This is a genomic window from Sideroxydans sp. (assembly GCF_054604835.1).
Genome location: NZ_JBTSFG010000002.1, coordinates 157,784 through 172,140, shown reverse-complemented (window position 1 = coordinate 172,140; position 14,357 = coordinate 157,784). Strand labels below are relative to the sequence as shown.

Below are 14,357 nucleotides of genomic sequence, written 5' to 3'. Positions count from 1 at the left end.
TCTATTCTATTTCCCCACGCAAAACTTCCCAAAAATCTCACCCAGTAAATCATCGGCAACAAATTCTCCAGTGATCTGATTAAGTGCGTTTTGGGTTTGGCGCAGGGATTCTGCAAACAATTCAAGTTGGGAGCACAAGGTCTCCGCGCCTCGCAGGGCTGTCAATGCTTGGTTGATTGCATCCATGTGCCTAGTTCTGGCCATGAATATGCCTTCTTCCCTATGCCAGCCTATAGCGTTCAAGATAGCGGCTTTAAGCAGCTCGATCCCATCCCCTGTCTTGGCAGAAAGGAATACCCGGGTCGTCCCCTCATGGCTTTCGATTGCAGCTTGCATGCCGGTCAAATCGATCTTGTTATGTACAAAAATTGTCGGAGTTGCTCCACCCCGGATCTCAGCCTTGACTAGGGCTTGTGCTGCTGCAGCGTCTGATTCGTCTATCAATAATATGAGAAGGTCGGCTTTATCTATACTTTGACGCGCACGAACAATGCCCATCTGTTCCAATACATCTTCTGTTTCCCGAATCCCTGCGGTATCAATAAGATGAATGGGCACACCCTCGATCTGCAGTGCTTGCCGTATGGTGTCCCGCGTAGTGCCCGGGATATCACTCACCAGCGCTACCTCTTCGCCTGAAAGTCGATTCAATAAGCTGGATTTCCCCGCATTTGGTGCGCCAATAAGTACTACTTGAGCACCCTCGCGCAAAATATTTCCCTGGGTTGCCAGTGACTGTATGTGCTCAAGCTCTGCCCTCAAGGTACCCAAATCAGCTTGTAACCGGCCGTGGTCAACGCTGACAACGCCCTCTTCTTCAGGAAAGTCCAAGGTTGCTTCGACAAAGACTCTCAGGCGTATGGTTTTGTCCAGAACAGCGGTGATGGCCCTAGAGAATTCACCATTTAGAGAACGCACAGCGCTCTTTGCAGCCTGCTGTGTAGTGGCTGCAATAAGGTCTGCAATGCTTTCTGCCTGAGCCAGGTCCAGTTTGCCATTCAAGAATGCGCGCTGGCTGAACTCCCCAGGCTGGGCAAGACGCGCACCAAGACTGATGCAGCGATTCAGAACTGACTGCAGCACCGCCGGCCCGCCATGCCCCTGTAATTCAAGCACCTCTTCGCCTGTAAAGGAATTGGGGGCGGTGAAATACAGCGCTATTCCCTGATCCAGGGTTTCCCCAGCCTCATCCAGGAATGACGTATAGGTGGCGATGCGCGGAGCCAGTTTTCGACCCGTAACGGCTTCCGACAGATCCACCAGGGATGTGCCCGACACTCTAACCACACCGATCCCGCCCTGACCGGGCGCGGTGGCGATCGCCGCTATTGTGTCAGGCTTTGGAAGCACCCTTTTGAGCCGTTTCTGCTGCGTGAGTGATATACCACTGCTGCGATATGGACAAGATGTTGTTCACGATCGAATACAACACCAGTCCTGCGGGGAAAAAGAAGAATATGACGCTGAATGCCACGGGCATGATTTGCATGATCTTCGCTTGCAACGGGTCTGTCGGCGTGGGGTTGAGTTTGCTTTGTATCAGCATGCTGATACCCATGATGATAGGCAGCACAAAATACGGATCGGTTGCAGACAGATCGACTATCCAGCCCACAAACGGCGCATGACGCAACTCTACGCTTTCCAGAATCGCCCAGTAAAGGCCGATGAATACTGGAATCTGGATCAATACCGGCAGGCATCCGCCCAAGGGATTGATTTTCTCGCTCTTGTATAGATCCATCATGGCGCGATTCAGGCGCTCACGATCATCGCCACATTGCTGTTTGATCTTTTCCAGCTTGGGAGCGACCAGGCGCATTTTTGCCATGGACCGGTAGCTCGCCGCGGACAGGGGGAAGAATGCAAGCTTGATCAATACCGTCAGCAAGATGATGGATACGCCCCAGTTCCCGATCCAGCCATTCAGGAATGACATCAGCCAAAACAACGGAGCGGCGAATATCGTGAAGATCCCATAATCCACCGACAAACCCAAACCGGGGACTATGTCGTTAAGTTTTGTCTGGGCCGGTCCAACATATAGTCGTGATTTGATCTCGGCCGTTTGGCCGGGTGCTATCTCTGCTTCCGGCATAACAACACCCGCCGAATACAGGCCCTCGCCCAGTGATTTTGTGTAGAACTCACGCTGTCCGTTGCCCTCTGGCAGCCAAGCTGATACGAAATAGTGCTGCAACATGCCCACCCAGCCATTGTTGGCTGCTGTAGGCAATTTTTGCTTTTCCTTGGCAATATCACTGAATTCGACCTTCAGAAACTTTTCTTCATCCGTATAGATTGCCGGGCCGGTATAGGTAGGAATGAACATCGACCCACCTTCTGGCGGCACATCATCCCTTACCAGTTGAAAGTAGGCTGTGGGCTGGATAGCTTCCTTGCTTTTGTTTTCAATTTTATAAACAACATCAACCAGATAAGAATCACGATGGAATGTGTAGATTTTTGAAACCTGCGCCTGGCCGCTTTCCGTGGCAGACAGAACAACAGATATCTCATCTTTACCGCTTTCAAGACGAGTCGTGCCGCTCGAGCTTGTCTGGAATACCGCATTGTGCGTGGGAAGCCCCGGACCCAATAACCCGGACTGGGCTACATATGTGTGGCTTTCATCCTGCTGAAACAGCGTGATCGGTTTTGTTTTATCGTCTGCAACACGATGTTTCAACAAAGTAAAGCTATTGATATTTCCGCCGGCTGTATCTATTTTTGCAACATAGTTACCTGTTTCAACCACCAAGACTTGCCCTGTTGCCGCCTTTATTTTGTTCTCTTTTGGCTGAGCAGGAACCGATTTGAGCGAGGTCACTTCCGGTGTTTGAGCGACACCTTTATTATTCTGGATCTGCGGGCTTGCGGGCTGCCCTTGGCGATTCCACTCTCCCCACAATATGATCAAGGAAAAAGAAAAGACAATAAATAGTAATAAGCGCCGCGTTTCCATCAATCTGTCACCTGTTAATGATATTTAAGGTACGGGGTCAAATCCGCCTGCATTCCAGGGGTTGCACCGCAATATTCGCTTTGCGGACAGCCAAGCGCCCTTCAGAGCCCCGTGTTTAACGATCGCCTCTTCTGCGTATTGTGAGCAACTAGGATGAAACCTGCATGACGGTGGCAAGAGCGGACTGATCAGATATTTGTATCCGCGCACCAAGAGTAGAAATAGTGATTTCATTTGTTCGCCAATACCCGCTTCAGCATCTCTGCAAGTACAGAGAAAACCAGAGATAGTTCCGCCTTTTCGATCGGTCTTCTCAATCGAACAATCACATCTTGTTGTAAGCCGCTTCTATCTTGAAGGCGAAAGCTCTCTCGGATCTTCCTCTTCAATCTGTTGCGTTGAGCAGCGCCAGGTATGTGGCGCTTACCAACGGACAATCCCAGTCTTGCACATCCTGAATTGTTTGGTCTGGAATGAACAGCAAACCAACGATTCAATAAGGGCTTTTCTTGCAAAAGCCCGGAAAAACCTTCTTGGCGAGAAATTCTAAAACGCCGGGAAAAATGAAAGTTTTGTCCTGCTTTAAACACCAAGACGGGTTCTACCCTTGGCTCGGCGGGCGGCAATAACTGCACGACCACCTTTGGTCTTCATGCGGACGAGGAATCCGTGTGTACGTTTTCTTTTGGTTACTGACGGTTGAAATGTGCGCTTCATGGCTGAATCCTATATTTCTAGTATTGAAAAGCGCGCAATTACAATCGTTTGCGCTTCTGCTGTCAAGTTTAATTTATATTGTGGATAACTTTGGGTGGAGCTTGTAGAATTGAGCGGTCTATAAGCAATCGAAACCTGACTTTTTATGTCATCCCAAGGCTTGTCTGTGTGCTACCAGAAGTATTTTCAGGAATTGCTGCCTCCGCAACAATATAATTCCTGGATCAAGCCGTTATTGTTTGAAATGGATGGTAACAAGGTAATCCTTACCGCGCCGAATAGTTTTACGTTAAGAATCATTCAAGAACGTTTTCTTTCCGCGCTAGCAAAACAAGCTCATGATTTTTTTGGTTTTCCTGCTGAAATCGAGCTGCGGCTGCAAAAAAAACGAGCTGTTAAATTGGCAACGCCCACCGAACAGCTGCCCCCTACCTCTCCTGTTTCATCTATACCTGCAAAAGTATCAAAGTCAGCAAGCAAGCTAAATCCTATGCTGACTTTTGATACTTTTGTAACTGGAAAAGCCAATCAACTTGCCCACGCCGCTGGTTTGCAGGTTGCTGAAACACCAGGGGCGACATATAACCCGCTATTTGTCTATGGCGGGGTGGGGTTGGGGAAAACCCACCTTTTGCAGTCCATCGGCAACTTGGTGGCAAAAGAGAATAGCGACGCAAAGATCTGCTATATCCACGCAACCAATTATGTTTCTGGCGTAGTCAAAGCGTTCCAGACAAAGAGTTTTGATGAGTTCAAGCAGTTTTACAACTCTTTGGATTTGCTGCTTATTGATGATATTCAGTTTATTGCTGATAAACCTGGTACTCAACAAGAGTTCTTCTACACCCTTAATTCTTTGATCGATACCAATAAACAGGTCGTTATATCCTGTGATACCTTTCCAAAGGAGATTTCAGGGATCGAGCCGCGCCTTACTTCGAGATTCACGTGTGGATTAACAGTAGCTATTGAGCCACCGGGACTAGAAATGCGGGTGGCTATCCTGTTACAGAAGGCCGCAAACAGTTCAACACCCATCTCTGAAGATGTCGCTTTCTTCATCGCCAAACATGTTCGTTCGAATATTCGTGAATTGGAAGGTGCTTTGAACAGGATTGAAGCCTATGCTCGGTTTCATAAGAAGGTTATTTCGATTGATTTGGCCAAAGAAGCCTTGAAAGACTTGCTGGCCGCGCAAAACAAACAAGTAACAATAGAAAATATTCAAAAGACCGTAGCCGACTTTTACCGAATCAAGCTAGTTGAATTGTTATCCAAAAAAAGGACTCGAGCGATTGCCCGTCCCCGACAAATCGCCATGTCTTTGGCTAGGGAATTAACTCAACTAAGCCTTCCGGAAATCGGAAATACTTTCGGTGGTAGGGACCATACCACTGTGTTGCACGCTTGTAAGACGATAGATGCATTAAGAAACTCTGATTCAACGATCGAAGCTGAATTCAATCTATTGCATCAGACGTTAAGGGGATAACTCTGAATTTTATTGATTGTACTTGTGGATAACTATGGATATGTTCCATATCTAATTTTTATCCACAATCTATGTACAGTATTCAGTGTATTTCGCTAACAGTACTCAAAGTTTGCTTGTTGTTGAATTAGTTTGAGTTTTACGAGTTTCCACAAAAACTTGCGCTATTATTATTTATATTAAGAATTTAAGGAAAAACATGTTTATCAAACAAATCAATCGAAATGACTTGGTAAAACCCTTACAGGCTGTCGTTGGCATAGTGGAAAGAAAACAACCCCTTCCTATACTTTCAAATGTACTTCTTAAAAAAACCGGTGATTCGCTTCATTTGGTGACAACCGATCTTGAAATTCAAATCGAGGCTAGACAGAAAGTAGAACTTTTGGGATCAGAAGGTCCAGATTCCATTACGATTTCAGCAAAAAAATTCCAGGACATATTGAAAGCCATTCCTGAAGAAAGTGTGGTCAGTCTGGACATACAAGAAAGTAAACTACTTGTAAAAGCAAACAAGAGTAAGTTCAGCTTGCAAACCTTGCCAGCCCAAGACTTTCCAAACTTGACAGACCAATTGGATGGGGCGACACAGATAAGGATCAAGCAAGGCAAAATGAAGCGGCTGTTGAGTTCGGTTCAGCATGCAATGGCTCAACAGGATATTCGCTATTATCTCAATGGTGTTTTGGTCGTTGTTGAAAACAACTCTATCAAACTGGTTGCGACAGACGGTCATCGTCTTGCCTATATCGCAGAAGAAATGGATGAAGAATATCCAAAACTGGAGGTCATTCTTTCCAGAAAAACCGTAAACGAATTATTAAAACAGCTCAATGACAGCGATGATGAACTTCTGATCGAACTTGCTGAAAAGCAAGTGCGTTTTAATTTTGCAGACACAACCATGACTTCCAAGGTGATTGACGGCAAGTTCCCTGATTACACACGGGTCATACCGAACCACGCCAATCATCTAGTCTTGAACAGAGTGGTTATTATGCAAGCGCTACAGCGAGCCGCAATTCTGTCGAATGAAAAATTCAGAGGCGTACGATTACTTCTCACTGAGAACAATCTGCAAATCATCAGTAACAACAGCGAACAGGAAGAGGCTCAAGAGGATATCGAAACCCAATACACAGGGGGCCCTTTAGATATTGGCTTTAATGTAAATTATCTGCTTGATGGTATTAATTACCTAAACAGCGAAGAAGTAACTTTTTCGTTCGGGGATCAAAACAGCAGCCTCTTGGTGACTACACCTGAAAAGAATGACTATAAGTATGTAGTCATGCCAATGCGTATTTAACGTGTTCCACGTGAAACAGCAACGAAAGTAAAAATACAGATGAGCGAAAACTACGACGAATCAAGCATCCAACAACTCGAAGGCCTGGAGGCAGTGCGTAAGCGACCAGGTATGTATATTGGCGACACATCAGATGGTACAGGTCTGCACCATATGGTTTTCGAGGTGGTAGATAACGCTATTGATGAGTCGCTGGCCGGACACTGTGACGATATTAAAGTCATTATTCATGGAGATAACTCGATTTCAGTGGCTGATAATGGTCGAGGAATTCCTATTGGTATTAAGTTCGATGATAAGCATGAGCCAAAACGCTCCGCGGCTGAAATTGTACTGACGGTGCTGCATGCAGGCGGTAAATTCAATCAGAATAGCTATAAGGTTTCCGGCGGATTGCATGGCGTGGGTGTGAGTTGTGTAAATGGATTGTCAGAATGGCTGAAGTTGACCACGTATCGGGATGGGAAGAAATTCGGCTTGGAGTTTGTCCGAGGAGCAGTGAAAGATCGTCTGGTAGAAAACCAGAAAGGCGTCGAGGTTTCCCCGATGCGAGAATTGGGGGAAAGCCAGAAGCGCGGCACTGAGGTACATTTTTTAGCGGATGCAGAAATTTTTGGTAATGTGGATTTCCACTATGAGGTGCTCGCAAAACGCCTTCGAGAGTTATCTTTCCTGAATAATGGCGTTAAGATCGAGTTGATAGATCAACGCACAGGAAAAAGTGAGAATTTTGCGTACTCTGGGGGAGTTCGAGGCTTCGTTGAGTACATGAACAAGAGTAAATCTGTTCTGCATTCGAAATGTTTTGAAGCAACCGGTGAAAAAGACAACATCATTGTTGATGTTGCCATGCAGTGGAACGATAGTTATTCGGAAGTTGTACAGTGTTTTACCAATAACATCCCGCAACGGGATGGTGGTACCCATATGACCGGTCTGCGTATGGCAATGACGCGTGTCATAAATAAATATATCGAAGACAACGAACTGGCAAAAAAAGCCAAGGTTGATACCACTGGCGATGATATGCGAGAGGGCCTGACTTGTGTACTTTCAGTAAAAGTACCGGATCCGAAGTTCTCTTCGCAAACAAAAGACAAGCTCGTTTCCAGCGAAGTACAGCCTGCTGTACAAGAGGTGGTTGCACAAAAGTTAACAGACTTTTTGTTGGAGAATCCGGTAGATGCAAAGATCATCTGTAACAAGATCATAGATGCGGCGCGCGCGCGCGATGCCGCCCGCAAAGCCCGCGAATTAACGCGGCGCAAAGGTGTTCTGGATGGAATTGGTTTGCCAGGGAAATTGGCAGACTGTCAGGAAAAGGATCCAGCCCTGTCGGAGCTGTATCTGGTAGAGGGTGATTCCGCCGGCGGTTCCGCCAAGCAAGGAAGAGATCGAAAATTTCAGGCCATTCTGCCGCTCAAGGGAAAGATCCTTAACGTAGAACGCGCACGGTTTGAAAAACTCATCTCCTCACAGGAGATTGCTACCCTGATTACCGTATTGGGTACGGGTATCGGCAAAGAGGAATATAACGCGGATAAACTACGCTATCACCGCATCATCATCATGACTGACGCTGACGTGGACGGCGCTCATATTCGCACGCTGCTACTAACCTTTTTCTATCGCCAGATGCCAGAGTTAGTTGAGCGCGGCCACATATACATTGCTCAACCACCACTATATAAGATCAAACAGGGCCGCGACGAGCGCTATCTGAAAGATGAGCACGAACTGAAAAATTATATGCTTGGTTCTGCGTTGAAAGATGCATCGTTTTACCCTGCGCTTGATGCTGCGCCCATCCAGGGTGAGGCGCTTGGTGAGATCGCCAAACAATACTTTCTTGCTGAGGCGGTCATTGATCGACTCTCGCGCTTCATTGCGCCCGAGGCTAGCCACGCCCTGCTGATCTTGCCTGCGCTATCGCTGGCGGACGAAATTAGTGCCAAAGAGAGTGCAAAATTACTGCAGGAAGCCTGTGGTGGAGTCATCAGGGCAGAAGTAGAGAAGGACGAGAACAGTGAGCTGCGACTGCGTCTGGAAAAGATCTATCACGGCAACTATTCGCTCAGTTATCTAGATAAGGAGTTTCTGGAAAGCGGAGACTACGAGCAGATACGCCGCACAGCCGACGCATTGAACGGTCTGATATCACCTTCCGCCTACGCCATGCGAGGCGAGCAGAAGCGGGGTGTAGGCAGTTTTAAACAAGCTATCGAATGGTTGCTTGAAGATGCCAAACGCGGCGTCAGTATCCAGCGCTATAAAGGACTGGGCGAGATGAACCCCGAGCAGCTATGGGAGACCACTATGGATGTGAAGAACCGCATCTTGTTGCGTGTGCGTATCGAGGATGCCATTGGTGCCGATGAGATATTTACTACGCTTATGGGTGATGTGGTTGAGCCGCGCCGCGCATTCATTGAGAAGAATGCACTGGGCGTGAAGAATCTCGATGTATAAGGGATTTCAGTACCTATTCCCGAGTAGGTAATTGAAAAAAATGACCACAGATGCTGTGGTCATTTTTTAACTAGTGATAATCGCGGAGATTATCAGGGGAGAATCGAACAGTTACTTCTTTGCAGCTTTCTTGACTGCGGGTTTCTTCGCCGTAGATTTAGCGGTAGCCTTTTTTGTAGTGCCAGCTTTAGCAGCAGTCGTTTTGCCAGAAGATGTTGCCGCCTTGGTTGTTTTCTTGGCGGCAACTTTTTTGGTAGCTGGTTTCTTTGTTGCTTTGGCTTTACTTGGCCCGGCCTTGGCAGCTCTTGCAGCAATCAGCTCCAGCGCTTCTTCCAGTGTTACAGCCTCAGGGGTTACGTCTTTTGGCAAGGTGGCGTTGATCTTGCCGTGGCGAACATAGGGGCCATAACGGCCGCTGCACACTTCGATGGGCGCTTTGTCATCAGGGTGCTCACCAATGGCACGCAACACCGTGGCGCCGCCCGTCTTGGCTTGCGCGAGCAGTTCCACAGCACGTTCTAATCCGATGTCGAAGATGCTGTCAGTACGCGGGATAGACTTGAATTTTCCGTCATGTCCGATGTAGGGGCCGAAACGGCCAATGTTGACGATGACCTTCTTTCCGCTTTCTGGGTGAGTACCAACTTCTCTTGGAAGAGATAGTAACTTGAGCGCGGCGGCAAGATCAGCCTGCTCCAAGGGAAGATCCTTGGGCCACGAAACTCGCTTGGGTTTCGTCTTTACGCCCTCTTCCTGCTCACCGAGTTGTACGTAAGGGCCATAAGGACCGCGCAACAACAATACAGCCTGATTGGTGTCCGGGTGCATCCCCAATTCTTTGCGCGCTTCTCCGGTGTCCTCTTCATCACCAAGGCTGCGGGTGAAATCACACTCCGGATAACCGGTACAGCCGATGAAACTACCGCGCTTGCCAAGGCGCTTGGAAAGCGGCTTGCCGCACTTGGGGCAAGCCTCTTCCAGGATCTCTGTGCCGGGACGATCAACATCCTTCTTGTCTACAAGCAGCTTATGGAAACCAGTCCAGAAGGCGTCCAGCACAGGTATCCAATCGCGCTTGCCTTCAGATATCTCATCAAGCTCATCTTCAAGATTGGCGGTAAAGCTGTAATCGACATATCTTGTGAAGTGCTCATTAAGGAATTTAATCACGACACGACCGACATCGGTGGGCATAAAGCGCTTTTTGTCGAGCGTTGCGTATTCGCGAGCCTGCAACGTGGAGATGATGGCGGCATATGTGGAAGGACGGCCGATGCCGTACTCCTCGAGTGTTTTCACCAAACTTGCCTCGGAATAGCGCGGCGGAGGCTGGGTAAAGTGCTGCTCTCCATAGAGCTTATCGACTGGCAGAATGTCGCCTTCTGCCAAAGGCGGCAGTTTGGCACTATCCTCTTCCTCGGCATCATCTACATCTTCCATGTAGACGCCGATAAAACCAGGGAACACCAGTGTCTGTCCGCTGGCGCGAAACAGTGTGTCATCACTGCTCAGCCGGATATCGACACTGACCGTGTCAAAACGAGCAGGAGACATCTGGCTGGCCAGCGTGCGCTTCCATATCATTTCGTACAGACGCATCTGGTCGATGTTCAGATGGTCTCTAAGGCTGTCAGGCGATCGTCCTATAGAGGTGGGGCGAATGGCCTCGTGTGCCTCCTGGGCATTCTTTGACTTGCTTTTGTAGGTAGGCTGCTTTGCAGGCAAGTAGTCGGAAGCGAAATTATCCTTGATGTAGTCGCGGATCTCGGCGACGGCCTCATTGGCCAAGTTCAAAGAATCGGTACGCATGTATGTGATCAGACCAATGGTCTGGCCGCCAATATCAACGCCCTCGTACAATGACTGTGCGGTACGCATGGTGCGGTCGGAAGTCATGCCCAGCTTGCGGACGGCTTCCTGTTGAAGTGTGGAAGTCGTAAAAGGCGCGGCGGGATTTCGCTGCTTTCCTTTTTTGTCTACGCGCACCACCTTGGGTGGCAACTTGGCATCATTAAGCTTGGCGTAGATCGCGTCATACTCTTTCTGGCTGGCGATGCTGAGCTGTTCAAGCTTATTACCTTGATACTGGAAAAGTTTAGCCTTGAACGGGATGCTGTTCTTCTGACTGTCCAGGTGCACGGACCAGTATTCCTGGCTTTTGAACTTCTCGATCTCCAGCTCACGTTCGACGATTAGACGTAACGCGGGGCTTTGCACACGTCCGGCGGAGAGTCCCGGCCTGATCTTGCGCCATAGCAAAGGCGAAAGATTGAAACCGACCAAGTAATCCAGAGCTCTTCGCGCTTGTTGGGCATTCACCAGCGGCATGGAGATTTCGCGGGGTTTGGCGACGGCTTCCTGGACGGCACTTTGCGTGATCTCATAAAAGACGACGCGTTGCATGTTCTTGTTTTTGAGTGCACGCTTGCTTTTAAGCAGCTCGGAGATATGCCAAGCAATTGCTTCACCCTCGCGGTCGGGGTCGGGTGCCAGAAAGATGTTGTCTGCCGCAGCCGCAGCTTTTGCAATGGCATCAACATGCTTGGAGTTACGAGCGATTGTCTCGTAATTCATGGCGTAGCCATTATCAACGTCAACAGCACCATTCTTGGGAATAAGGTCGCGAACATGACCATAAGATGCAAGAACCTCAAAGTCCTTGCCCAGATATTTCTTGAGCGTCTTGGCCTTGGCCGGAGACTCAACAATTAGCAGATTGGTTGCCATGCGCGGTTTCTAATGTAGGGGTGTGGTGCCGGAAGGCGTAAGCAGATCCTCGATCAGCATAGGATCAAGCTCCTCATGCTGACTCCACAAGACCATGAGCATGATGAGTTTGACTTTATCCAACTGAAGGTTCTCACGGTCAAGCGCGACCGCGCGATCAATGATCATCTCGCGCTCGATCGGTGTGATGAACTTGTTGTGCTCCCAGAACTTCAAGAAAAGGAGCGCGTCGGAACTGATGCGCCGCTGTTCATAGTCAGAGAACAGGCGAAAGCCGCTTTGATTGATACTCTCGGGGTACTTTGCCTGGGTAAGCTGCTGCAAACCAGAGAGCCAGACCAGCGCCTGGTTGATGTCCTCTTCCTCAAACCCGGCTGCTGAAAGCTTCAGGGAAAGTTTGTCGTGATCAGGATAGCTGCCGAGGTCGAAATAACTCTCGAACAGGAATAGGAGGATATCAAACATGAATGTATATGGGTTTAGGTGATACGTTGATACAACCCGCCGGGTAAGCTTGCGATATGCCCGTCGAGTTCAAGTTGCAACAGGATGGCTGATAGCTCGCTTATCGTCAAGCCGCTGCGCTGCGCGAGCGCTTCAGCATCGACGGGCTCGAAACCCAAGTGTACGAACAAGGGATGCTCTTCTGAAGTGCCGGTTGCGGAAACAACCTGCAAGGAATGACCCAGCTCCTCGAAGATGTCGTTAACGTTCTCAACCAATTTTGCCCCTTGCTTGATCAATGCGTGGCAACCTTTGGCTTGGGGTGAATGGATAGAGCCGGGGATGGCAAATACATCTTTACCCTGCTCAACAGCCAAACGAGCCGTGATAAGTGAGCCGCTCTGGATGGAGGCCTCAACTACAAGGCAGCCAAGGCCAAGCCCGCTAATGATTCGGTTGCGACGGGGGAAGTTCGCTGCCAGCGGAGGCGTGCCAAGAGGGAACTCAGAAATGATTGTGCCAGCTTGGGCGAGCGAGTGTGCCAGATCCCGGTTGGAAGCAGGATAGACCTTATCAAGCCCGGTACCTACCACAGCGATACTAGATCCACGGCCCTCCAAGCCGCCGATATGTGCTGCGGTATCGATACCTTGCGCCAAGCCGCTGACAACACAGAAGCCAGCTTCAGATGCTGCAAGCGCAAAAGCTTCTGCGTTGCGGACCCCTTGAGCTGAAGCATTGCGGCTACCCACGATAGCCAAAGCAGGGGCATTCAAAAGATCAAGCCGGCCCTTAACAAACAGCAACAAGGGCGGGTCGGGAATATTCAACAAGGATTGTGGATATTCGATATCGGCAATTGTGATGACATGGTTAAGCGGGTCTTCCAGCCAGGCAGAAACAGCAGATATCAAAGAAGAATCGATTTCAGCTGAAATCGAGCGAGCTATCGCTGGTTTAACGTGAGGAGCGAGGTCTGCAACGGTTTGATCAAAAATTGCTGCAGGGGAGCCAAATACCTTTAACAGACGGCGCTGGCTCTCGTGACCCAGCCCCGGAATCATGTAGAGTCGGAGCCAAGCTGCGAGTCCAGAGTCAACTGCCATTTATTCCGGGTTGCGAGCGCTATCGAGTAACTGGACTGGCAGTTTGGTTTCCATGACCAAGGCATACGAGACCTTGTTGAAAACACGGAACACCATGACCAAGCCATAGCGCATGTCAGGGAGATTGATGTTTGGTGTAAACCAGCCCTGGGTTTTAAGAACCTCTCCCTTTTGGTACAAGCCAAGAACGTTGCCGACTTCAAGGCCGTCACGGCGCCCTTTATTCAGTGTGATAACAGCGTGTTGCCCAGCTTGCTGTACGCCGCCATATATAGAAATGACTTTGGCGGAAATCTGATTTTCAGGAGCGCGAGGTAAATAACTGGTGCTATAACCCGTGCCCGCCTGTGCAAAATAATCACCTTTATTGATTTCCAGAATCGCGTTGGTGATGCGCAAAGTGCTGGGGTCGCCGAACTTTTCAACGGTCGCGTCGCCGAGGTACATGACCTCCTGCCCGAGTTCTTCGTCAGTATCGGGATCGACGAACTTCACATTCGGACGATAGACCTGCCATTGCGAACCTTTGTCAGTAGGCAAGTTCTGCGCATACGCTAAATCATTGACCGACAGAAGCGTGCGTTGCTCATAGGTACCCACCAGCTTGGGAGCGATATCCAACTCCTCCTCGTCAACGACCAGGGGTCGCTGCAGAAACGAGGCGATCACATCCAGTGGGATGGCGGGAATAGCCTCGGTGTTTTGGCCTACAACACGCACTTTAGGCTCGAGTTTCACAATGTTGGACGGCGTAACGGGCTCGGCAACGAGAGCCGGTGCGGGAGGCGTGGTGGTCAAAGTGCCGGTACTACGGTCCAAATAGACCAGATCGCCGGGATAGATCCAGTGAGGATCCTTGATCGCTTGCTTGTTCAAAGCCCATATCTCGGGCCATTTCCATGGATCTTTGAAAAACATCGCCGAGATATCCCACAAGGTATCACCCTTGACGACGACATAACGGTCCGGGGCATCTTCGCGGATCTGCAACACGTCTGCGGAGGCAAGGATGGGCAACAGAAAGCAAATCAGCGATATAATCTTGCGCATGGAAAACCCCAGCAAAGTAATGAAATGCGGTGCAAAGTTTGCGCACCTGTTTAAATTCTGCATCTAGTCTCTTAAGTT

At 49.1% G+C, this 14,357-nt stretch carries 12 protein-coding genes; 3 read left to right on the top strand and 9 right to left on the bottom strand.

Annotation, left to right across the window (positions count from 1 at the left end; all coding sequences use genetic code 11):
- Positions 1–6: 6 nt before the first annotated feature.
- From mnmE to rpmH, 5 genes are read right to left on the bottom strand one after another with little or no spacing between them, the layout of a single operon-like run.
- Positions 7–1,350 (bottom strand): tRNA uridine-5-carboxymethylaminomethyl(34) synthesis GTPase MnmE, encoded by a 1,344-nt coding sequence (gene mnmE / locus ACYCZ5_RS04145; RefSeq protein WP_461543515.1) that lies wholly within the window; start codon positions 1,348–1,350, stop codon positions 7–9.
- On the bottom strand, positions 1,334–2,965 hold the full coding sequence (yidC, locus tag ACYCZ5_RS04140; RefSeq protein WP_461543514.1) for a membrane protein insertase YidC: 1,632 nt from the start codon (positions 2,963–2,965) through the stop codon (positions 1,334–1,336). The genes mnmE and yidC overlap by 17 nt, the downstream gene beginning before the upstream one ends.
- Before the next feature lie 24 nt (positions 2,966–2,989).
- Entirely contained in the window at positions 2,990–3,199 is a 210-nt protein-coding gene (gene yidD / locus ACYCZ5_RS04135; protein ID WP_461543513.1) for a membrane protein insertion efficiency factor YidD, read from the bottom strand.
- The gene (rnpA, locus tag ACYCZ5_RS04130) at positions 3,196–3,606 is read right to left on the bottom strand and encodes a ribonuclease P protein component (protein ID WP_461543512.1); all 411 of its coding nucleotides are present in this window, start codon (positions 3,604–3,606) and stop codon (positions 3,196–3,198) included. The genes yidD and rnpA overlap by 4 nt, the downstream gene beginning before the upstream one ends.
- Positions 3,548–3,682, bottom strand: a complete 135-nt coding sequence (gene rpmH, locus ACYCZ5_RS04125; protein WP_459717392.1) for a 50S ribosomal protein L34 — start codon at positions 3,680–3,682, stop codon at positions 3,548–3,550. Before rpmH ends, rnpA begins: the two co-directional genes overlap by 59 nt.
- A 145-nt stretch (positions 3,683–3,827) precedes the next feature.
- Here rpmH and dnaA point away from each other — a divergent pair, with 145 nt between their 5' ends.
- From dnaA to gyrB, 3 genes are all read left to right on the top strand, one after another.
- Positions 3,828–5,174, top strand: a complete 1,347-nt coding sequence (gene dnaA, locus ACYCZ5_RS04120) for a chromosomal replication initiator protein DnaA (RefSeq protein ID WP_461543511.1) — start codon at positions 3,828–3,830, stop codon at positions 5,172–5,174.
- 199 nt (positions 5,175–5,373) lie between these two features.
- Positions 5,374–6,483 carry a DNA polymerase III subunit beta gene (gene dnaN / locus ACYCZ5_RS04115; RefSeq protein ID WP_461543510.1) on the top strand — a complete coding sequence of 370 codons (1,110 nt, stop codon included), beginning with the start codon at positions 5,374–5,376 and terminating at the stop codon, positions 6,481–6,483.
- Between the two features lie 39 nt (positions 6,484–6,522).
- Complete coding sequence (gene gyrB / locus ACYCZ5_RS04110) at positions 6,523–8,952, top strand: DNA topoisomerase (ATP-hydrolyzing) subunit B (protein WP_461543509.1); 2,430 nt, start codon at positions 6,523–6,525, stop codon at positions 8,950–8,952.
- Positions 8,953–9,063: 111 nt separating this feature from the next.
- Here gyrB and topA read toward each other — a convergent pair whose 3' ends face one another.
- Genes topA through ACYCZ5_RS04090 form a run of 4 tightly spaced genes read right to left on the bottom strand, consistent with a single transcriptional unit; the run spans position 9,064 to position 14,279 of the window.
- Positions 9,064–11,679, bottom strand: a complete 2,616-nt coding sequence (gene topA / locus ACYCZ5_RS04105; RefSeq protein WP_461543508.1) for a type I DNA topoisomerase — start codon at positions 11,677–11,679, stop codon at positions 9,064–9,066.
- Between the two features lie 9 nt (positions 11,680–11,688).
- Complete coding sequence (locus tag ACYCZ5_RS04100) at positions 11,689–12,144, bottom strand: Smg family protein (protein WP_461543507.1); 456 nt, start codon at positions 12,142–12,144, stop codon at positions 11,689–11,691.
- A 14-nt stretch (positions 12,145–12,158) separates the two neighbouring features.
- Positions 12,159–13,229: a DNA-processing protein DprA gene (gene dprA, locus ACYCZ5_RS04095; RefSeq protein WP_461543506.1), complete on the bottom strand. Its 1,071-nt coding sequence runs from the start codon at positions 13,227–13,229 to the stop codon at positions 12,159–12,161.
- On the bottom strand, positions 13,230–14,279 hold the full coding sequence (locus tag ACYCZ5_RS04090) for a LysM peptidoglycan-binding domain-containing protein (protein WP_461543505.1): 1,050 nt from the start codon (positions 14,277–14,279) through the stop codon (positions 13,230–13,232).
- Between the last annotated feature and the right edge of the window lie 78 nt (positions 14,280–14,357).